The organism is Micromonospora sp. NPDC047738 (assembly GCF_040642675.1).
In the GTDB taxonomy this organism is placed as follows: Bacteria; Actinomycetota; Actinomycetes; order Mycobacteriales; family Micromonosporaceae; genus Micromonospora.
In genome coordinates, this window is record NZ_JBEYSO010000030.1 from 53,038 (window position 1) to 72,926 (window position 19,889).

The following is a 19,889-nucleotide window of genomic DNA, read 5'->3' on the forward strand; positions in this document are numbered from 1 at the left end:
CTCCGTGGGTCAGCGGCCCACCACCGCGGGCTCGCTGACCGCCTGCGGTCCCATCCGGAACTCCGGATCGATCTGATCGGTGAGATCCGCCCCGGCCCGCTCGTTGGCCCACGCGGCGGCGTTGCGCCGGTGGAACTCATGTGCCCACCGGTTGAAGGCCGCCCAGTCCTGCACGGTGTCATCCACCGCCTCTACGAGCTGGGCGAGGGCTGCCTGGTTGGCGGGCTCGAGTTCGATCAGCGGGCCGACGATGCCCCGCTCCGCCCGCCGCACGTAGCCTGACCTGCTGAACCAGGTCAACAGGTCGCCGCCGACATGCTCGCAAAGGAACTCCACGTCGCTGGCATCCTCGACCTTGTTCCCGACCACCGACAGGGCCACGCCATAGTCGCGGGCGTAGCCGGCGTACTGCCGGTAGACCCCGACGCTGCGCACGGTCGGCTCGCACACCAGCACTGTGCGGTCGAAGCGGGTGAACAGCCCGGAGGCGAACGAGTCCGCGCCTGCGGTCATGTCCACCACGACGTATTCGCCCGGGCCGTCGAGCATGTGGTTGAGCAGCAGCTCCACCGCTCCCACCTTTGAGTGGTAGCAGGCCACGCCGAGATCTTCCGTGGCGAACTCGCCGGTGACCGCCAGCCGCACCCCACCGACCTCCCGCACGCAGGCGGCGTAGATCGGATTGTCCTCGACCACCCGCAGCAGCCGTGAACCGCGCCCCGGCGGAGTCGTCTTGACCATTCGATCCGCACTTGTGATGCGAGGGTTAGCGCCGCGAAGGTAGGCCTTGATGGCCGGCAGGTGCTCACCGAGCGGCTTCACCGGCGGCGGCGCGTCCGCATCCCCGCCGAGGGCGGCAGCGAGGTGCTGGTTGATGTCGGCGTCGATGGCCAGCACCGGCAGGCCCTGGCCGGCGAGATGCCGGGCGAACAGCGCGGCGAGGGTGGTCTTGCCGCTGCCGCCCTTGCCCACGAACGCGACCTTCACCGCTGATGCCCTCCCACTCTATTGGAAACCGTTTCCATGAGCGCGAGCGTACGTGATGGTTCAGGCCTGCCGAGCGGTATCCCCGCGACTCGCCGCAACGATTCGCCATCGGGCAGTTCACCCACTTCTCGGTCGTCACTACCTCCGGCGCAACACCTCCCTGCTGAGCCGCCGTATGGTGCGCAGGGTCGTCGCGCGGTCCCCGGTCACCTCGACCAGAAACAGCAGATGCCGCACACCGGGAAGTGCCCCCGCCTCGTCCACGGCCGCCCGGCACCGCTGCGGCGACCCGACCGGGTGCATGGCGATCAGGCGCCGGACGTACTCGTCGATGTCGGGCGGGCCGGCCGCGGCGCCGTCGAGGCGGACGTACTCCCTGGTGCCGGCCAGCAACTCTGGGAGCCGCTCTCGCACCGTCCGGGCTGCATCAGCATCGGTGTCCTCGACGTGCGCCAGATGGGCGCTGGCATGCGGTACCTGCGTGCTGTCGTGGCCGTGCGCGGCGGCGACCTGGGCGTACCGGTCGAGCAACGACCGTTTCTCCGGCAGGTCGGCGTGCAGCCCGAGCAGCAGCGGGAGGCCGTGGCGGGCGGCGAGGTCCACGGTGGCGGGCGAGGTCGCCGCGACCCACATCGGAACCCGCCGGCGGGGCCGCGGCACCACCTGCACCGGCCGGAAGGGGAACCTGCCGTTGCCGGCGACCTGCGCCGCGCCCGACAACCACCGCACCACGATCTCCACCGCGTCGGCGAAGCCGTACGCGTAGCGATCCAGGCCGGTGCCGAAAACCTCCAGGTCGACCCACGGCCCGCCCCGGGCGACCCCCAACCGAAACCGGCCCCCGGACAGTTCGTCGAGCAGCACCGCCTCTTCCGCCACGCTCACCGGATGCCGGACCGACAGCACGCAGGCGGCGGCGCCGACAGTGATGCGGCGGGTCGCCCCGAGCAGGTGCGCCGCGAAGGTGATGGCAGACGGGCACACGCCGTAGGAGATGAAGTGGTGCTCGGCGACCCAGACGCCGGCGTAGCCGGCGGCCTCTGCGGCCAGGCCGTAGCGGTGCGCGTCCGCCAGCGCCTGCGCGTGGGTGCGGCCGGCGCGGTGCCCGGCGAGCAGGAACAGGTGCCATTGGGCCTGCTCACCGGGCCGCGAGCTGCCGGGCGGTTCAGCAGTCACGCAGCTCTGGTGACTGGTTGAGCAGTTGTCCCCGAGTCGAGATGAAACGACGGTACGTGCCGGAGTCCACGGCACCCACCCGGAACGCCGCCACCCGATGGCAGTTCTGGAACGCCAGCTTCACCCCGAAGTGGCGCTCCAAGCTCGCCCGGATGGCATCGCTGGCCAGCGCACGCAGCAGCTGCCCACGCTCCGCCTCAGTGGGCGGCGGTACGTCGTTGTCGGCGAACTCGGCGTCGGACGATTCCAGGTCGGCGACCACACGACTGACGGTGTCCCAGGCGTACGGGAGGGAATCCCGGACACAGGCGACGAAAGCCTCGTCGTCCACGGGGCCGGCCTCGGCGGCTTCGAGCAGGGCAGGCGGCACGGTGAGAGACATGGTCCTCCTCAAGGCTTAACGACCATGATTGCCGTTAGCGTTACGCTCCGAGCACATCACGTAACCAGGCCCGCGTCAACAGTTCACGTCTGTTCCCGACCCGGGTGGTTACCGCCGGCCGGCCTTGCTTGGGCGGGCGCACCGCTGGTGCCGCCTGCTACAAGCCGCCGCCGCATGCTCGATGACATTCGGATCGGAAATCCTCGCCGCCCTGGTTGCGGGCGGGCTTCTGGCGGCGGTGCGGAATGCAGGGCAGGAGAACAGGCGCTTGTTGCAGCGAGCTCTTCCCTCCAGGATGGAACGGCGACGGTTTCTAGTAGTGCTTTGTTAGGTCCGGCGTGTCGGAGGGGTTGTGAGGGCTGGCGGTAGTGTCATGTCGCGGTGACCCCTCACGAGCTTTCGGTTGTGCGGCAACGGTTGGAGACGTTCGTCGCGGACGTGTTCGCTGCGCTGGCACGTTCTGATCAGCGTGCCAAAGGCCAGTTGTATGTTCGCGGGCTGCTGCTGGACGGACGGCGCAAGTCGATGCAGCCGATGGCCGTGCGGCTGGGTGTGGACCATCAGGGGTTGCAGCAGTTCGTCACGACCTCGACGTGGGACACCGTGGCGGTGCGGCAGCGGCTTGCCCGCCGGGCGGTCGAGGTCGTCGGCCCGGAAGCGTGGGTTATCGACGACACTGGGTTCCCGAAGGACGGCACCGGCTCGCCGTGCGTGGCCCGGCAGTACTCCGGCACGTTGGGAAAGGTTGCTAACTGTCAGATCGGCGTGAGCGTGCACGCGGTCAGCGACGGCGCGTCATGCCCGCTGGATTGGCGGTTGTTCGTGCCGCGGGCCTGGGACGACACCGCCATCGATGATCAGGATCTGGCGGAGGGTGTCGCAGCGCGGCGGCGGCGCTGCGCGATACCCGAGACTGAGCGTCATCGCCCGAAGTGGGAGATGGCCATGGAGATGCTCGATGAACTCGCCCGCTGGGGCCTGCGTCCGCCGGTCATCGCCGCTGATGGAGGCGGTCCAGGTCAAAGGTGAGGCCACCGCTCACCCGGCCGGCGCCCGCCCCGAGATGATCGCCTACTCCGGTCTGGGACCGCGGCCCAAGCCCCGCTACCGCAGCAAGCCGGTCAGCCTCACCGAGCACGTCCTGGCCGCCGGCCGCGCCACGGCGCAGACCATCGGCTGGCGTGAAGGATCCAAGGGCCGGCTCGAATCGCAGTTCGTGCTGCTGCGAGTGCGGGTGGCCGGACGCCGCCCACGCCTGTCACAGGACGGATCGCTGCCGCTGAGCTGGCTGATCGCCCAATGGCCCGACGGCGAGGCCGAACCGGTGAAGTACTGGCTGTCGAACCTGCCCGACGACACCGACCCGGCCACCCTCGTGCGTCTCGGCAAGATCCGGTGGCGAATCGAACACGACTGCCGCGAGCTCAAGACCGGCCTGGGCCTGGACCACTTCGAGGGCCGATCGTGGATCGGCTGGCACCGCCACGTCACCCTCGTCACCGCCGCGCACCTGTTCATCACCACACTGCGGCTTGACCCAAAAGCGGCTGCGCCGGCCTGACCCTCTACAAGGTCATCGGCGAGATCCAACTACTTCTCGCCACCTGGACCGGCGCATGCCCCACCTGCCGACGCAAGATCAGAATCATTCGTCGGAAACGACAACCACCGACCTAACAAAGCACTACTAGTCGGCGTCCTCCTGTCTGCGGTGGGGCGCGGGCTCCCGCTGCCGTTCCTGCTCATCTACCTCACCACCGTTGATTTTCTTCGTCAGGTGGTCACACGTCGGGGGCCGCGGACAAGATAGATTGTCATCGTTCTATCTACACCCCGGGACGTGGGAGCACGCATGCCCAACAAAAGCAGGATCGCTGGGAGATCATTGGTGGCGACCGTGGCGGCTGCGGCGCTCGTGACGGTGGGGTTCGCGGTGCCGACACCGGCGAGCGCGGCGGTCACCAGGGCGCAGCTGGCGCTGCGCTGGGCGCCGATCCACTACCAGGACGTCGACGTCACGGGCAGCCACGCGCTCGGTGGCAGGTCCGACTACATCACGAAGATCGACTTCGACGGCGATCTCAACGGGCGCAACAACTGGGACCGCGCCGGCCAGGCGGGCGTATCGTTCGCCGCGCATGCCTACTACTCCGTGCTGGAGACGAGCACGCACTGGTACATCACGTACCTGTTCTTCCACCCTCGGGACTGGACGGACAACTTCTTCGATACCGAACACGAAAACGACGGCGAGGGCGTGCTTCTCGCGATCCAGCGGGACGGATCCACGTACGGGGTGCTGCGCTCCGCGGTCACCGTGGCGCACACGAACTTCTTCTCGTACACCCCGGCCGGGAGCACCTGGACGAGCGGCCGGGAAAGCGTCGACGGCACCCTGCAACTCCAGGCGTCGCCGCACGACGCGTTCCTGCACCCGGTGACCGCGCAGGAGGCGAAAGGCCACGGCCTGAAGGCGTACCCGCAGTACAACATCGTCGGCGACGGCATCGTGTACTACCCGTCGACCGTGGCGGAGACGCCGAGCAGCGGCGACGACCGCGACGTGCAATACAAGCTCATCGACATCTTCGCCAGCGACGGCCTGTGGGCGCAGCGGGCAAACACCAGCCTGTTCGCGAACCTCGGTACCTTCGCCGGTGACGACTCCGGCGACTGTGGAGTGGACACGCTCGACTGCTCGATCAACTCGGCCAACGCGCCGTGGGGCTGGGACGACCGCGACGACCTGCCCGCCCGGGGCCAGATCGCCACCGACCCCGCGAAGCTGTCCGTCGAGTACTTCACGATCCCGGGCAGCCTGTCTCGGACGTACACGTACAACCCGTACGCCAGCGCGGCGGCGGCCCTGGCAGCCGCGGCGAAGACGGCGCCACCCGTCGTCGACTGACAAGTCCTGGACCGGCTGTGCCCGGCCGCTTGCGGCCGGGCACAGCACCGACAACAATGAGTCGGTCGGCACTCACCACCTCGCCCAGAAGCGTGGGTGGATCCGCCGCACGATGCAGCAGACGCGTGGTCGATGAAAGCTACGCTAGTGCGCTCACGGCATGAGCACACACCCTGAGCATGGGTGCCGTGTATTTGTGATCGAATCAGGGTCTGTCCGAAGTCCACGGCACCGCCATCGTGCTGTTCCCCAAGATCCTCGGTCACGTCGGTGACGTCAGCCAATTCCACCGCCACCCACTTCGCCCGTCGCGGTTCATTTTCGAGACCACGTAGCGACGATCACGTGGCGGACGTGTCCACGTCTTCCTGCTCCTATCAGCAGAGTCTCAAACGGCGGCTGGTGTTGGTGCGGCGCGAGGGGAGGAGCCCGTACGATCCTTCGACACAGGAGTCGTGCCAAGGCTCGGTGAGGCAGCTATGTCAACTTGTACTCGTTCAGGTGGGGGTGTGAATGGCTAACGACGCGTTCGACTTGCGTGGTAGGGATCGCGCACTCGCGATTGTCCGTGAGTTCGCGACTCGGCCGGAGTTGAAGGGCCTGCCGACCACCCGCCGCACGCCGATGCTGATCTTCACCGGTCCCAAGGGCTGCGGGAAGACTGCGCTGCTGGGCGTTCTGCAGAGCGAACTCAAGGGAAAGGTCCCGTACGCGCGCGTCAACTGCGGCAACTTGAAGAGCACCACCGCTTGGGAAGTCTTGTCGCTGCTCGCCTTCGACCTCAACCGCAACGCTGCCGGCTATCGTTCGATCCCGTTCCCCCGCTTCGTCACTGCCCAGGTGGCAATCTCCGCGCAAATCGACGCCCCTGGCCCGGCTGCCCGCCTAATCATCCGGAACGCGCTGGAAGATGCGCGGCACATCGACCAGCTTCGCATACTTCTCGGCAACCTGGCACAAGATATCAGCGGCGCGATTGCGGGGATGGGTGCCATCCCGGGAGCGACCACGGCCGCTCAGTACGGGCCGAAGCTCCTGCTGGACGGCCTGGTGTCGTGGCGGCTCGGCCGCCGCGTCATGCTGGGTGAAGGGCTGGAGTGGTACGGCTCCGGTGACAACGCGTACGACCAGTTGGTGTGGCTCAACAAGCTCACCCGGGAGGACGCGAGCGAGGCCGAGCGCAAGGAAGCCACCGAGCTACTGTGGGCCGCCTTCCTGGCCGACCTGCGAGCCGCGTTCGACAAGCGGCGCGCGGCCAGATGGTCGCTGAACTGCGTGTTGCTGCTGGACGACATCGACACCAAACCCGGCCGCCTGCTCTACCGCGCGCTCGCCGACGCCCGCCGCAGCGAAGCGGATCCGCTGACCGTAGTCGCCACCAGCGCCGGCGGCGTAGTGCGGCACGTGGCGCCGGACGAGGAGATCCCATTCGCCGAGGAGGCGAGCTACGACGACTACCTCGAACGCCGGCAGGGCCAGTTCGCCAGCGACTCCTATCCGGTGGCGCTGCGCGACCTGACCCTGGACGAGGTCACGGACATGGTGTCCGACATCGCCGGCCCCCGGCTCGGCGCGCGCCGCGCAGTCGCGGCCGAGGTGTACCGCTTCACCCAGGGTCATCCAGCCGCCACTGCCGTGATCGCCAAGGCCATCGACGACCACACCGGCGGGGCAACGTCCGTGAAGCGGCTACTGGGGTCCCGTTGGCGAGGCCCGGTCGACAAGGCCCCGGTCACCGTCGAGGAGCGGCTACTGCGCGAGCTGCTCGGTTCGCCATCGGAGGCGGTGCTGGCCACCCTGGAAGCCTGCTCCGCCGCCAGGGACGTCGAGCAATCCGACGAGCTGGCGCGCAGCGGCCTGGTGCCTCCGCCGCGTGACGGCGCCGGACTGGTGCCCGCCGAACTGAGGGTGCAAGACACCGGTACGGGGCGCGAGGCCATGTTGCCCGCCCTGCGCCACCTGCTGCTGCGCCGCCTGGCTGGCACACCCGAACGGTGGACGGCGGTGCACACCTGGTTGCGGGACAACGGCCGGGAATCCGACCGCTTCTATCACGCGCTTGCGCTTCGGGACGTCGACGCGGTGGTACAGCGCCTAGAGGAGTTGCTGCCTGACGGGCGGGCGTGGTTTGCCGAGCTCGATGCGGTTACCGCGGCGCCCAACGACCTCGATACCGACGACGCCGACCCTACGCAGGTGCTCGCCGTGACCGGCCGCGCCGGACCGGCTGATGAGCTCGGTCGGACGGTCGCCCGCGTGGTGGTGGCACTGTGGGCTGCCAACGACCCCTTGTCCACCGCAGACCGGGCGGACCTCTACGGCAGCGTTGCGTGGGACCTGAAGACGCTGGCACAGCGGCCGGGCGTGCCACGCAACGATTTCCTCAAAGCTGCGGCGCGATTCGAGGCCAGGGCTGAGGCGGGCGGCAGCCCCGTGCCGAGCCCTCCCGGGCGGCGCCAGGCGTCGGCGCCGCGGCGAGAGACTGTCGACTTCACACCGCCGATGGCGAAGGTCATTCGGAGCAGGGCGCGGCTCAGGCTGGCGGCGGTCATCACTGTGGTGGCGCTGCTGCTGAGCTCTGCGGTCGCCTTCGGGGTGACCAGGTTCACCAGCTGCGACGACGGCGTCGATAAACGGGACGGCGAGTGTGTCGGGGTCACCGACGGCTCCTACGTGTTCGGCGGCGAGCTCGCCACAGTGCAGCGGCGGATTCTGGCGGAGAACAAGCGCGTGCAAGAGCGGCCACATGTCACCGTCGCGCTCCTCACGCCGCTGCTGCCCACCGGCGTGGGGAGCGTGACCTGGCCACGAATCCGCGCCCAGCTCGAAGGCGCCCACATCGCCCAGCTTGCCACCAATGAGGACAAGCGCGAGCCGAAGGTCCGGCTGCTGCTGGCCAACCCGGGCAGCCGACAGCAGCAGTGGCGACGGGTGGTCGACCAGCTCATCGAGGTAGCCGGCGAGGAACGGCTGGTCGGTGTGATCGGTGTCGGCCAGAGCACCATCAACGCCCGGGAGACCGCACGAGCGCTGTCAGCGGCTGGCATCCCGATGGTGGCCTCGGTACTGACCGCCACCGAGTTCAACGTCGAGCCATCCGCCGAGGCAGGCACTACCAGCCGCTACATCAGAGGGTTCGCCCGGGTCAACTCCACCACCGGTGACCAGATCGCGGTGCTGTCGGACTACCTGGCCCGACGGAGTACCGGCAAGGCCATGCTCGTCTACGACAGCGACGACAACGACCTCTACACCTCGACGCTCTACAAGGAGTTCAAAACAGCCGCAGCGGGCCGCAGGCTCTCGATCAGTGTGGAGAGCCGATTCGACACCGAGGCGTCGCTGGACACCCAGTTCCGCGAGATCACAAAAGACCTCTGCGGTGACGGCGCACCGGACATCGTGCTCTACGCTGGCCGCGCCGTGCTGCTGGACGATCTGATCAACAACCTGCGCCAGCGCGGCTGCGCGCGGGACCGTCGGATCACCCTCGTCACCGGTTCAGACGCGTCGATGCTGCGCACCAGGCCGGACCTGCTCCCTCGGAGCGACGAGCCGGGCCTGTCCATCGTCTACACCCCGCACGTCGACCCAGAGGCCGCGCGGGCAATGGGGATCGCCGAGTTCGATCGGCTCACCGCCGAGTTCGAACGCCTCGGCTTCGACACGACCGACCTTGCCGACGGCTGGGGGGTCATGATGCACGACGCGATGCTGGCACTGACGGAGACGATCAGCCGCACCGCCAACGGGTTGAAGCCCGGGGAGTTACCCACGCGGCAAACCGTCCGCTCCGAGTTGGGGCGATCCGACCGCGAGCGCAACCAGGTGCACGGCGCCGGCGGCACCTTCACGCTGGACGCCACGACCGGCAACGCCGTCGGACGTCGGCTGCCCGTCATCGAGGTCGGGCCAACCGGGGAGTTCCAGGTGAAGGCGATCTCGCCCGCCCGCTGAGCGCGCCGCACCGGGCCAGCCCGGTGCGGCAACCGAGCGGGCCGCACCGGCAGACTCGGATCTTCACCACCTACATCAAGGCCGACCTGCGTGCTGTCGCTGGTGTCGTCGGCGATGACCGGCCAACCACACCCACTCGGCACGATGGACGGAATCTGCGCCGCCTGCCCGACAATCACTCGCGATTGACCGGTTTTCCGAAAGAGATCCTGTCGCTTTGTTTGGCCGGTGGGGGAGCAGCCCCTGGACCCCGCACGAAGCGGCGGGTCCGGTCGAGAGCCTGGGGATGAGCGATATCGACCCGAATGGGTTTGGGTTCCGCCAGAAGGCTGGGGGTGTGAAACTATCGAGGGTGGCCGAAGCCCTGGACTGAGTGACGGGAGCTGCGGATGGACGGCGCAGACGGCGGGGGAACACCCGGTGACGTTACCGCCATGATCGGCAGCCCTTTCTATACCGGGTCAGCGAAGTTAGTGGGGTCGGCTGGCACAGCGCTCCACTTGGCCAGTCGGAGATTGGCCATATCGAATAAACCAGTGGCCAATCTTCGAATGGCATTTCGTGGTTCACGGCCGTCTCGGCCGGCGCCGCGGCTGGGTCAGCCTGGCTTGACCGCCAGCGTCGCAAAATAGTTCGACATGTATTGGGCGGATGCGTTGGACTGGTCCGGTGCTTCTGCGAAGCCGGTGAGGACGAACCCCGCAGCGAGTTGCCCGCCGATCTGGTCGGTGAGGGTGTGACTATATTCAAGAGGGGCATCCGCGCCGAACTTCGTGGCGCGTTCCTCGGCGGAGTACTGCGTGACATCGCTGTAGGGCAGCTTGTGCACGACGACCAGCTCGCCGCGCTCCTCGAGGGCCTCGTGGTCGAACAAGTACACATCAGGGTTGAGGAAGCCCGCGAGCAGAGTTCCGCCCGGTCGCAGGACGCGGAAGCACTCACGCCACACCGGTGCCAAGTCGGGTACAAATACGTTCGAAACCGGGTGGAACACAACGTCGAATGCCGCGTCGCCGAAGGCGCTGAGGTCGCGCATGTCACCCAGGACGGTGCGCAGCTCGAGTCCGTCGCGCGCCGCCACCATCTGGTCCTGGCCGAGCTGGCGGGGCGAGTTGTCGAACACGGTGACCCGCGCCCCTGCGGCGGCGAGGATCGGACCCTGCTGGCCACCGCCGGAGGCCAGGCACAACACGTCCTTGCCGGTCAGGTCCGTCGGCAGCCAGGAGCGGTCGACTGGCTCACGCCCGATGAGAACAATCGACCAGTCGCCCATACGGGCGCGCTCGACATCCTCAGCACTCACCGGCCTCGACCACTCGTTGCCCTCCTGGACATACTTGTCCCAGGCTGCCCGATTATGGGCACCGGGGTCGACGACAATGTCCTGCACGTTTAACTCCCTGCTACAGCCAAGCGGACACCAGCGGTTTCGCTGCCGCTAGCCAACACGATCACAGGTGCGGGCTCAACGAAACTAGCGGGCGTCGAGGTGCCCACGGGCTCGCCAGGTGGTCGCGCTGCGGGTGCGTAAGCGCTGGTTGACGGGGTTGCGGAAGCCGTGGGCGTCGCGGGCGACGGTCTGCGCCGCACCCTGCTTCGTCGACCGGCAGGGTACTCGTCGCAAGACTTGCTTCCCGGCCGGATCCATCCCCGCGGGCGGGCCGTGTCGCCGTTGAGGCGCTTCTGCGCGGAGTCGACGAGCCGCCGCAGGGGCGTGCCGTTCGGGTGCTCGCCCGGTAGCCCGCTGTTCTGCGCCGCCTCGATGTGCTTGGCCAGGTTCGGGTACGCCCCGCTCTTTGAATAGGTCATCGGATTTGCGGCGTGGAACCCCGGCCGTTTACGGCCGGGAGGAAACGCCGCCCCTCCCCTCAGTGATCGTCTTACATGGACGGTTGGTAGGGTGTGAGGCGTGGGTGAGGTGGTGAAGCGGGCGTACAAGTACCGCTTCTACCCGTCTCCTGAACAGGCTGGGCAGTTGAACCGCACCTTCGGGTGCGTGCGTGTGGTGTACAACCGGGCGTTGGAAGCGCGGACCCGGGCGTGGGCGGTGGACCGTCAGCGCACCACCTATGTGCAGTCGTCGGGGTGGCTGACCGAGTGGAAGCGCACGCAGGAGTTGGCGTTCCTGAACGAGGTGTCGTCGGTGCCGTTGCAGCAGACGCTGCGGCATCTGCAGGCGGGGTTCGTGGCGTTCTGGGACAAGCGGTCCCGGTATCCGAGGTTCAAGTCCAAGCGCAAGTCGCGGGGCGTCGGCGGAGTACACCCGTTCCGCGTTTCGTTGGCGTGACGGTCAGCTCACGCTGGCCAAGATGAACACCCCGCTGGACATCGTGTGGTCGCGGCCCCTGCCCGAAGGGGCGCAGCCGTCGACCGTCACGGTGTCCCGGGACGCCGCCGGCCGCTGGTTCGTCTCCATCCTGATCGAGGACCTGACCGTGAAGACGCTGCCGCCGGTCGCGGGCGTGGTCGGTGTGGACGCGGGCATCACCAGTCTGCTCACCCTGTCCCACCCGATCCCCGGAATCAGCGACGAGCAGGGCAAGGTGGCCAACCCGCGGTACGGGCAGGCCGACCGGCGCAAGCTGGCCAAGGCGCAGCGGAACCTGGCCCGCAAACAGAAGGGCTCCAACAACCGGGCCAAAGCCCGGCTCAGAGTGGCCCGGATCCATGCCCGTATCGCCGACCGGCGTCGGGACCACCTGCACAAGCTGACCACTCGACTCGTCCGTGAGACCCAAACGGTCGCGATCGAAGACCTCAGCGTGCGCAACATGCTCCGCAACCGCCGCCTGGCCCGCGTCATCTCCGACGCGGCCTGGGGTCAGTTCCGCAGCATGTTGGAGTACAAAGCCGACTGGTACGGGCGTGAGGTGATCCCCGTCGACCGGTGGCTGCCCACGTCCAAAACCTGCTCCGGTTGCGGGCGGATCAACACCACCCTCGCCCTCAACGAGCGCTCCTGGACGTGCCCGGGTTGCGGGGCCGAGCACGACCGGGACATCAACGCTGCCAAGAACATCCTCGCCGCCGGGCTGGCGGAGAGGTAAAACGCCTGCGGAGCTGACAGAAGACCTCAAGGGAAAATCCTCCCGGAAAGGCAGTCGGCAATGAAACAGGAACCCTCACGGGCAACCGCGGGAATCCCGGCTCCTTCAGGGCCGGGAGGATGTCAACGGTGGTGTTCCTGTCAGTTGATGGTGGGGCTGCGGCGTTCGATGAGGGTGACGTCGCGCCAGGTCCCGTGGTGGCAGCCGACGCGTTCACGGGTGCCGACGGTGCGGAAGCCGCAGGCGGTGTGCAGGGCGAGGCTGGCGGTGTTCTCGGGGAACAGGCCGGACTGGATGGTCCAGATGCCGGCCTGCTCGGTGGAGGCGATCAGAGCGTTGAGCAGGAGCCGGCCGACGCCTCGGCCGCGGGCGTCGGGGTGGACGTAGACGGAGTGCTCGACCACCCCGGCGTAGACGCACCGGTCGGACACGGCCGAGCAGGCAACCCAGCCGAGGACCCGGCCGGTGGGGTCGACGGCCACCCAGCGGTGGCCGGGCAGCCGGCTGTCGGTGAACTGTTCCCAGGTCGGTGGCTCGGTTTCGAAGGTGGCGTGGCCGGTGGCGATGCCGAGCCGGTAGATGTCCAGGACGACGTCGGCGTACTGGTCGCCCATGGCGGTGATGGTGATTCCTGTGGTGCTGGCGGGAGCGGTCATCGGCTCTCCTCGGCGAGGTGCGGCACGACCACGGCGTCAGCCGCATCGGCGGCGCCTGGGTACCAGGCGGCGAGTGCGGCGACGGCGACCAGGCCGCCGACGAGCTGGGCGGCGATGAAGCCGGGCACGGATGCAGGGGCGATGCCGGTGAAGGTGTCGGTGAAGGCCCGGCCGATGGTGACGGCCGGGTTCGCGAACGACGTCGACGAGGTGAACCAGTAGGCCGCGCCGATGTAGGCGCCCACGGCGGCCGGCGCGGCGGACGTGCGGCCGGAACGGGCGAGGGCGAAGACCAGGACAACCAGGCCGGCGGTGGCGACCACCTCGCCCAGCCACAGGCTCCCCCCGGTCCGATCGGTGCGGGACCAGGCCACGGCCGGCAGCCCGAACATCAGGTCAGCCAGGACCGCCCCAACGATCGCGCCGCCGATCTGGGCGGCGGTGTAGGCGGCCAGGTCGCGGCCTGTCAGGCCGTTGCCGGCGCGGCGGCCGAGCCACCAGTCGACGGCGGACACCACCGGGTTGAAATGCGCGCCCGACACTGGCCCGAAGGTCAGGATCAGCGCGCCCAGGGCCAGGGCGGTGGCGATCGCGTTTTCCAGCAGCTGGAGACCGACGTCGCTGGGGGAGAGTCGGGCGGCGGCGATCCCGGATCCGACGACGGCGGCGACGAGCAGGGCGGTGCCGGCGAATTCCGCCGACGCCCGCCGGGGCAGGGTGAGGCTCACGCGGTGCCACCGGCGGCCGGGGTGGTGGAGATCGTCAGCAGCGCCCCGAGCTGCTGGAACGCTTCCGGCTTCACCCGGTACCAGACCCACGTGCCGCGACGCTCGGAGTCGACCAGGCCGGCTTCGCGCAGCAGTTTGAGGTGGTGGGAGATGGTCGGCCCGGACAGGTCGAACGCCGGGGTCAGGTCGCAGACGCAGATCTCCGGCACCGAGGCGATCATCGACATCAGCCGCAGCCGGACCGGGTCGCCCAGGGCTTTGAACATCGGTGCGACCGCCGCTGCCTGATTGGCGTCCATCGGGCTCGCCGCGATGGGGGAGCAGCAGGCGACCGCGTTCAGGTCCACCACCGGCAGCGTTTGTTTCGACATGCCTCTAGGTTGACAGATCTCAAAACAGGGTGCAACGTGGGTCCTGCTTCGAAAACCATCTAGGCAAGGACGAAGCGATGATCAAGCTGTTCCGCCGTCGTCCCCTCGACGCCCAAGCCGTGACGTTCTGCGAATCGCGTGGGCAGGTGTGCGCCCCGGCTTGCCGCGCCGACGCCCGCTACGAGCACGCCCGCACTACCCCACTCACCAACCGTTGCATCCGCTGAACCGCCAGGAGGAATGACCATGTCCCGTGTCCAGCTCGCCCTGCGCGTGTCCGACCTCGAAGGCTCCGTCGCCTTTTACGCCCAGCTGTTCGGTGTCGAGCCGGCCAAGCGCCGACCCGGCTACGCCAACTTCGCCATCGAGAACCCGCCCCTGAAGCTCGTCCTCCTCGAGGGCGAGGCCGACCAACCCACCGTCATGGACCACCTGGGCGTCGAGGTGTTCAGCACCGACGAGGTCAACGCCGCCACCACGCGCCTCACCGACGCCGGCCTCATCACACTCGAAGAGAACGACACCGAGTGCTGCTACGCACTCCAGGACAAGGTCTGGGTACGCGGCCCCGGCAACGAACCCTGGGAGGTCTACACCGTCAAGGCCGACTCCCCGCAGTTGGAGAAGACCGCCGAGACCGCCTGCTGCACCCCGGCTGCCGAGACGGAACCCGCAACCAGCGGGACCGCGTCAAGCTGCTGCTGAAGGTGGTGTGGGTGCCCGGCGGCCATTGGGCCGCCGGGCACCCACACCCTCCACGCGTTCCTTTCGACGGCGACAGACAGCAACAGGAGGCGTGCTCGGTGACCACTTCAGTGCCTCCGAAGCGGTCAGGCCGCTCCCACAGGGGCTCGAGTCACGGGGGATGTCGGCCTGTGCTGTTACTTTGCCGGCCGTGAATGATCAGCTGACGTGGATCGACCGGATCATCGACGTGACCGGATGGCGCCAGGAGCCCGAGGATGGCGTCGGCTGGGAGCAGGTGGAAGCCGAGCTGGGCGTCGCGCTGCCGACGGACTTCAAGGAACTGTGCCGGCGGTTCGTGCCGGGGGCGTTCTACGCCTACCTAGACCTGCTACGGCCGACCGACGATCACGCGCAGCCGCTGCTTCGGACATGGGACTATTCCCGGCAGTGGCCAAGCCGCGATGACTCCGCGCAGTTGTGGGCCCCCTACGAGATCTACGAGCCTGGCAAGGGGTCCGGGCTGATCCAATGGGGCAGCGATCAGACCGAGGGGGAGTACTACTGGCTGGCGGACCGCGCTGTGGAGCCCGACCGGTGGCCTGTGGTCGCGCGGTCGGACGGCATCGAGCCATGGCACCAGCTCGACATGTCGACGGCCGAGTTCGTCTACCGGGTGATCGCGGATCCGGAGTTCAAGCCGTTCACGGTGGCCGACCCACCGCGGCGACCCTTCTACCTGCCGCATTGGGGGCCGTTCCCGATGAGCGCTGACGACTGGGACGCTCTCACCGACCCGAATCGCAGAGCTGAACTACGTCCTCGAAGCGCTGCCGTTCGGGGACAACAGCCAACGGCCCCCGCGCGGCGAAGGCGGCGCGTGAAGGTGCCATTCGGCGGGGTACTCGATAGCGTTGTTGCTTTCCGCGCAGAGGCAGAAGTCAACCCGGACCCGCCCTGCCTGGCCGCAGTGCGCCAGGGTCTGGTGTCGGTCGACCGTGGAAGCGGACTGGTCGGCGATGACGGATGGCGTCACAGGTCGGCGACGGCTTCGGCGGTGGTGGGCGGTGTGCCAACGGCTTCGATGGGGATACGAGTGGCGGGCTGGGTTGTCAGGCGTGCGGCGCTGATGCGATCGAGGCGGAGCCAGCGGATCGCTTGACGAGTGTGGCAGTGCCCGACGAGGTACCAGTGTCCTTGGGTGCGGGCCAGGAGCACGGGATCGAGTTGCCGGGTGGTGGGCGTGCCATGCCGGTCGCGGTAGTCCACGACGAGGACGCGTTGTGCGTGGAGTGCTTGCTCGATGGCGTGCCGAGTCCGGGCATCGCCGGGTGTGTCGGTGTGGTCGATCCAGACCCGACCGTTCAACGCGGTGGCGTTTTCTCGTGTGCGGGTGTCCATCACGCTGAGCACCTTGACGAGGGCGGCGCGGGCGTGGCTGTCGAAGGGCTGTCCGCGGTGGGCGGCCACGGCGGCGGCGAGGCCGGAGACCTCGGCGTCGGTGAAGTTCACCGGCGGGAGGGTCGCGGCGGCGTCAACGACGTAGCCACCACCGGGTCCGGGGCGAGCCCAGACCGGGAAGCCGCCGTGTTGCAGAGCCGAAATGTCCCGTTTGATCGTGCGGACGCTGACCTCGAAGACCTCGGCGAGTCGTTCCGCCGAGCGCCCGGCGGACCCCGCGCGCCGTAGTTCCTCGCGGAGGGCGTAGAGACGGTCAGTTCGGTTCATCCAATAAATAGTGACATGCCGGTGACATTGCTGGAGGCGACGCTGGTGTCATGAGCACTGCACGCGATCCGATCATGTTCCTCAGCGGCGCCGGGCTTCCCGCCTGGATCTGGGATGACGTCCGCCGCGACCTCGGCGAAGGGCAGCAGACCCGTGTCGCTTCCCGACCGCAGGGCGGCCGGGCCCGGTTGCGCGACTACGCCCAGGCGGTCATCGACTCCGCACCGCCGGGTGGGTTCGTGATCGTCGCGCATTCGGCCGGTGGTGTGATCGGCGCCGAGGTCGCCCGGCTCGTGCCGGAACGCGTCAGCGCGTTCCTGGCGATCAGTGCCGTGATCCCGCAGCCGGGAGGTTCGTTCATCTCGGCGATGCCGGTGCCGAACCGGTGGGTGCTCAGTGCCGCGATGCGAGTCGCCGGTACCCGGCCGCCGGCGTCCGCGATCAGACGTGGTCTCGCCCATGGTCTGGACGAGGAGGTCGCCGACCGCATCATCGCCGACTTCACCCCCGAGTCACCCGCCCTCTATCGAGACCGGACCGCTCACCGGTCGTGGAGCGGGTGGCGCGGTTACCTGCGCACCACTGACGACCGTGAGTTGCCGGTTGCGCTGCAACAACGCTGCGCCGAGCGACTCGGCGCAGCCTGGCAGAACGACCTGAATACGGGGCATCTACCGATGCTCGAAGACCACCAAGCCGTCGCGGCTGCGATCACGCGATTCCTCGATGCACGGCCGTGACACAGATCGACTGGGGCGTAGCTGGTAGCTGGTCCGGGAATGCCGGCTCGTCAAGCAGGCTGCCGGGCGGGGCCGCGAGGTGTGCTCGGAAACCGGCGCGCTGACCAGCCGCGATACTCAGATCATGCGTCGTAGCGCGGTCTCCACGGCATCGATCAGCGGATCACCTTCGGTCCGTGGGTGCCGTGCGAGACCGAGCTCGACGTCCGGCAGGGCCGGCAGGGCGTCTGCGTCGTGGCAGGCCATGACCGGTTCGAGGTTTGCGGGCATGAGCGCCGCGACGCCGAGCCCGGCCCGTACCGCGGCGAGCACACCGAGCAGGCTGTTGCTTTCGAACGCCACCCGCCAGCGCCGATCGGCACGTTCGAGCGTTTCCAGCACCGACGTACGCCAGAAGCACGGGTTCGAGAACAGCACCACCGGCAGCGGATCGGCAGCCACGTCCACGCCCTGGCCGATCGCCCAGACCAGCGGGCGGCGTACCGTCCAGCGCGGCGGTCCGGGAAGGTACGGCACCTCGTCGAGCACGAGTTGGACGCGGCCCGCGTCGTAGGCCTCCCGCATCGCGGCGTTGGAAAAGGTGAGCACCTCCAGCGTCGCGCCGGGGTGCAGCCCGGCGAGGTCGGCGAGGGCCTGTGGAAGCTGGGACGCGGCGAGGTCTTCGAGCAACCCGACGCCGCAGCGGCCGGTAAGCGCGCGCCCGGTTTCGGTGAGTGCCTGCGCGGAGAGCGAGAGGATGCGTTCGGCGTACGGCAGGAGTTCCTCACCTGCCCGGGTCGGCGAGACGCCAGACGGCGACCGGTAAAGCAGCGGACGGCCGACAACGCTCTCGAGCTTGCGCAACTGCTGGCTGAGCGCGGGCTGGGTATGTCCGAGCGCGGTCGCGGCGCGGCTGATGCTGCCCGCCCGCACGGCGGTGACGAACGACCGCAGCAACGCCGTCTCAAGATCCCTGGCCATAAGCATTCATTATGCCAGGCCCAAGAAGGTCGCCACTTCCTATGGGTTGGCGGATGACCTAGCGTCCCGCAGGTGACCAGATACCGACAGGTGCTCGCCGTGCCCGGGATGGCATCGCTGCTGGGCGTCTCGCTGCTCGCCCGCACCGCGATCACGGCCTCCGGGATGGCGCTGACGATGTACGTCGTTCTAGGCCTGGACATGAGCTACGCGGCAGCGGGAGGAGCCGCGGCAGCCATGACCACCGGTCTCGCGCTGGGCGGTCCGCTGCTGGGCCGCATGATCGACCGGCGGGGCGTGCGTATCGTGCTGCTGATCACCGTCGTGGTTCAGGTCGCGTGTTGGCTGAGCGTCGCGGTACTGCCGTACACGACCCTGCTGGCCGTCGCCTTCGTAGCAGGTCTGCTGATGGTGCCGGCCCCGATGGTGACCAGGCAGGCGATCGCCGCGATGACGAAGGCGGGACAGCGCCAGGCCGCCTTTGCGCTGGAAGCGATACAGGGCGAACTGTCCTACATGGTAGGCCCGCCGATCGTGATCCTCTGCGCGGCACAACTGCCCGCCGGCGTGGTGGCCTGGGGCGTCGGCGCTGCGATCGTGGCGGGCGGAGCGGGGATCGCCCTGCTCAACCCCCCGCTGCGGGCCGAGGACGAGGCGCCGGCCGACCCAGCCGGCCGCCCCCGTCGCCGGGAGTGGCTGGGCCCGAGACTGATCGCGGTGCTGGTGATGGCGTTCGGCGCCACGATCGTGCTCAACGGTACCGACTTGGCCATCGTGGCCGCTCTCAAGGAAGCCGGCCAGGTCTCCTGGGCCGCCGTCGTGGTGGCCGTGTACGGCGCGGCCTCCATCGCCGGCGGGCTTCTGTATGGCGCGCTCCCGCGACCGCTGCCCGCCTGGCTGCTGCTCGGCCTGCTCGGGCTGGTAACCATTCCCGCGGGACTGGCCGACGACTGGCGCTGGTTGTGTGTGGCAGGCTGCGGCGCGGGGCTGCTTGCCGCACCGGCTCTTTCCGCGCTGTCCGACGCCGTGAGCCGGCTCGCACCCGCGAGCGTGCGCGGTGAGGCGACAGGCTTGCAGTCCTCGGCGCTGGGCGCGGGCTTCGCCCTTGGCGTCCCGATCGTTGGCGGGGCGATCGACACGTCCGGACCGGCAGGCGGATTCGCGACGGCTGGGCTTGCCGGCCTCGCCGCCGCGCTGATGGGATGGCTGCTGTCCCGCCGCTCGCCCGCCCGAACGCGGGTGATCTTGTATCCGGTCAGTCGGTAATGCCGGTGGCGGGCTCGGCCGGCGGCGCGCAGCTCTCGCAGGTCGGGGATGTGGTGGTAGAGCGTGCCGGGGCTGATGCCGAGCGCGAGCCGGTCCAGTGCCGGGTATGACGAGGGTGTCGCCGGGGTGCATGAAGTCCAGGCGGGCGGCGAGCGGGCTTAGCAGCGTTTCCAATATCTGTTCGGGCGATGTGCGTGCCGATCCGTCATCGGAATTGCGGCGTGGAAACCCGGCCGTTTACGGCCGGGAGGAAACGCCGCCCCTCCCCTCAGTGATCGTCTTACATGGACGGTTGGTAG

Annotated in this window: 17 protein-coding genes and 1 pseudogene; 9 read left to right on the top strand and 9 right to left on the bottom strand. The window is 68.6% G+C overall.

Features of this window, described 5'->3' with window-relative positions:
- Window positions 1–9: 9 nt before the first annotated feature.
- The 3 genes from ABZ783_RS31075 to ABZ783_RS31085 form a co-directional block, all read right to left on the bottom strand.
- On the bottom strand, window positions 10–987 hold the full coding sequence (locus tag ABZ783_RS31075; RefSeq protein WP_357444469.1) for an ATP-binding protein: 978 nt from the start codon (window positions 985–987) through the stop codon (window positions 10–12).
- A gap of 138 nt (window positions 988–1,125) precedes the next feature.
- On the bottom strand, window positions 1,126–2,163 hold the full coding sequence (locus tag ABZ783_RS31080) for an LLM class flavin-dependent oxidoreductase (protein WP_357444472.1): 1,038 nt from the start codon (window positions 2,161–2,163) through the stop codon (window positions 1,126–1,128).
- The gene (locus ABZ783_RS31085; protein WP_357444475.1) at window positions 2,153–2,545 is read right to left on the bottom strand and encodes an SCO5389 family protein; all 393 of its coding nucleotides are present in this window, start codon (window positions 2,543–2,545) and stop codon (window positions 2,153–2,155) included. The genes ABZ783_RS31080 and ABZ783_RS31085 overlap by 11 nt, the downstream gene beginning before the upstream one ends.
- A gap of 381 nt (window positions 2,546–2,926) precedes the next feature.
- Here ABZ783_RS31085 and ABZ783_RS31090 point away from each other — a divergent pair.
- The 3 genes and pseudogenes from ABZ783_RS31090 to ABZ783_RS31100 all read left to right on the top strand — a co-directional run bounded on the left by ABZ783_RS31090 (window position 2,927) and on the right by ABZ783_RS31100 (window position 9,410).
- Window positions 2,927–4,106: pseudogene (locus ABZ783_RS31090) on the top strand (IS701 family transposase).
- 327 nt (window positions 4,107–4,433) lie between these two features.
- Complete coding sequence (locus ABZ783_RS31095) at window positions 4,434–5,453, top strand: hypothetical protein (RefSeq protein WP_357444478.1); 1,020 nt, start codon at window positions 4,434–4,436, stop codon at window positions 5,451–5,453.
- A 513-nt stretch (window positions 5,454–5,966) separates the two neighbouring features.
- Window positions 5,967–9,410 (top strand): hypothetical protein, encoded by a 3,444-nt coding sequence (locus ABZ783_RS31100; protein ID WP_357444481.1) that lies wholly within the window; start codon window positions 5,967–5,969, stop codon window positions 9,408–9,410.
- A 598-nt stretch (window positions 9,411–10,008) separates the two neighbouring features.
- Here the strand turns inward: ABZ783_RS31100 and ABZ783_RS31105 are convergent.
- Window positions 10,009–10,800: a class I SAM-dependent methyltransferase gene (locus tag ABZ783_RS31105; protein ID WP_357444484.1), complete on the bottom strand. Its 792-nt coding sequence runs from the start codon at window positions 10,798–10,800 to the stop codon at window positions 10,009–10,011.
- Between the two features lie 519 nt (window positions 10,801–11,319).
- Between ABZ783_RS31105 and ABZ783_RS31110 the strand changes: the two genes are divergently transcribed.
- Complete coding sequence (locus ABZ783_RS31110; protein WP_357444487.1) at window positions 11,320–11,697, top strand: transposase; 378 nt, start codon at window positions 11,320–11,322, stop codon at window positions 11,695–11,697.
- Between the two features lie 22 nt (window positions 11,698–11,719).
- On the top strand, window positions 11,720–12,457 hold the full coding sequence (locus ABZ783_RS31115) for an RNA-guided endonuclease TnpB family protein (RefSeq protein WP_357444490.1): 738 nt from the start codon (window positions 11,720–11,722) through the stop codon (window positions 12,455–12,457).
- A 140-nt stretch (window positions 12,458–12,597) separates the two neighbouring features.
- On the opposite strand, the gene ABZ783_RS31120 is transcribed toward ABZ783_RS31115, so the two are convergent.
- From ABZ783_RS31120 to ABZ783_RS31130, 3 genes are read right to left on the bottom strand one after another with little or no spacing between them, the layout of a single operon-like run.
- Entirely contained in the window at window positions 12,598–13,071 is a 474-nt protein-coding gene (locus ABZ783_RS31120) for an N-acetyltransferase family protein (RefSeq protein WP_357444520.1), read from the bottom strand.
- A gap of 38 nt (window positions 13,072–13,109) precedes the next feature.
- Window positions 13,110–13,841: an MIP/aquaporin family protein gene (locus ABZ783_RS31125; RefSeq protein WP_357444493.1), complete on the bottom strand. Its 732-nt coding sequence runs from the start codon at window positions 13,839–13,841 to the stop codon at window positions 13,110–13,112.
- On the bottom strand, window positions 13,838–14,212 hold the full coding sequence (locus ABZ783_RS31130) for a metalloregulator ArsR/SmtB family transcription factor (protein ID WP_357444496.1): 375 nt from the start codon (window positions 14,210–14,212) through the stop codon (window positions 13,838–13,840). The genes ABZ783_RS31125 and ABZ783_RS31130 overlap by 4 nt, the downstream gene beginning before the upstream one ends.
- A gap of 77 nt (window positions 14,213–14,289) precedes the next feature.
- Here ABZ783_RS31130 and ABZ783_RS31135 point away from each other — a divergent pair, with 77 nt between their 5' ends.
- Window positions 14,290–14,439, top strand: coding sequence for a hypothetical protein (locus tag ABZ783_RS31135; RefSeq protein WP_357444499.1), 150 nt, complete (start codon window positions 14,290–14,292; stop codon window positions 14,437–14,439).
- Between the two features lie 19 nt (window positions 14,440–14,458).
- Window positions 14,459–14,917 (top strand): ArsI/CadI family heavy metal resistance metalloenzyme, encoded by a 459-nt coding sequence (locus ABZ783_RS31140; protein WP_357444502.1) that lies wholly within the window; start codon window positions 14,459–14,461, stop codon window positions 14,915–14,917.
- A 1,011-nt stretch (window positions 14,918–15,928) separates the two neighbouring features.
- On the opposite strand, the gene ABZ783_RS31145 is transcribed toward ABZ783_RS31140, so the two are convergent.
- Entirely contained in the window at window positions 15,929–16,624 is a 696-nt protein-coding gene (locus ABZ783_RS31145; protein ID WP_357444505.1) for a YafY family protein, read from the bottom strand.
- 74 nt (window positions 16,625–16,698) lie between these two features.
- Between ABZ783_RS31145 and ABZ783_RS31150 the strand changes: the two genes are divergently transcribed.
- Window positions 16,699–17,364 (top strand): alpha/beta hydrolase, encoded by a 666-nt coding sequence (locus ABZ783_RS31150; protein ID WP_357444508.1) that lies wholly within the window; start codon window positions 16,699–16,701, stop codon window positions 17,362–17,364.
- A 117-nt stretch (window positions 17,365–17,481) separates the two neighbouring features.
- On the opposite strand, the gene ABZ783_RS31155 is transcribed toward ABZ783_RS31150, so the two are convergent.
- Window positions 17,482–18,330: a LysR family transcriptional regulator gene (locus tag ABZ783_RS31155; protein ID WP_357444511.1), complete on the bottom strand. Its 849-nt coding sequence runs from the start codon at window positions 18,328–18,330 to the stop codon at window positions 17,482–17,484.
- A gap of 66 nt (window positions 18,331–18,396) precedes the next feature.
- On the opposite strand from ABZ783_RS31155, the gene ABZ783_RS31160 reads away from it, so the two are divergent.
- A complete protein-coding gene (locus ABZ783_RS31160) occupies window positions 18,397–19,590 on the top strand; it encodes an MFS transporter (RefSeq protein WP_357444514.1) in 1,194 nt (397 codons plus the stop codon).
- Window positions 19,591–19,889 lie beyond the last annotated feature (299 nt).

What these genes read in the sequence shown, in the direction of transcription:
- ABZ783_RS31100 (WP_357444481.1), top strand. Translation starts at nt 5,967, where the DNA reads ATGGCTAACGACGCGTTCGACTTGCGTGGTAGGGATCGCGCACTCGCG.
- ABZ783_RS31120 (WP_357444520.1), bottom strand. Translation starts at nt 13,071, where the DNA reads ATGGGCGACCAGTACGCCGACGTCGTCCTGGACATCTACCGGCTCGGC.
- ABZ783_RS31085 (WP_357444475.1), bottom strand. Translation starts at nt 2,545, where the DNA reads ATGTCTCTCACCGTGCCGCCTGCCCTGCTCGAAGCCGCCGAGGCCGGC.
- ABZ783_RS31135 (WP_357444499.1), top strand. Translation starts at nt 14,290, where the DNA reads ATGATCAAGCTGTTCCGCCGTCGTCCCCTCGACGCCCAAGCCGTGACG.
- ABZ783_RS31115 (WP_357444490.1), top strand. Translation starts at nt 11,720, where the DNA reads ATGAACACCCCGCTGGACATCGTGTGGTCGCGGCCCCTGCCCGAAGGG.
- ABZ783_RS31155 (WP_357444511.1), bottom strand. Translation starts at nt 18,330, where the DNA reads ATGCTTATGGCCAGGGATCTTGAGACGGCGTTGCTGCGGTCGTTCGTC.
- ABZ783_RS31140 (WP_357444502.1), top strand. Translation starts at nt 14,459, where the DNA reads ATGTCCCGTGTCCAGCTCGCCCTGCGCGTGTCCGACCTCGAAGGCTCC.
- ABZ783_RS31150 (WP_357444508.1), top strand. Translation starts at nt 16,699, where the DNA reads ATGTTCCTCAGCGGCGCCGGGCTTCCCGCCTGGATCTGGGATGACGTC.
- ABZ783_RS31145 (WP_357444505.1), bottom strand. Translation starts at nt 16,624, where the DNA reads ATGAACCGAACTGACCGTCTCTACGCCCTCCGCGAGGAACTACGGCGC.
- ABZ783_RS31130 (WP_357444496.1), bottom strand. Translation starts at nt 14,212, where the DNA reads ATGTCGAAACAAACGCTGCCGGTGGTGGACCTGAACGCGGTCGCCTGC.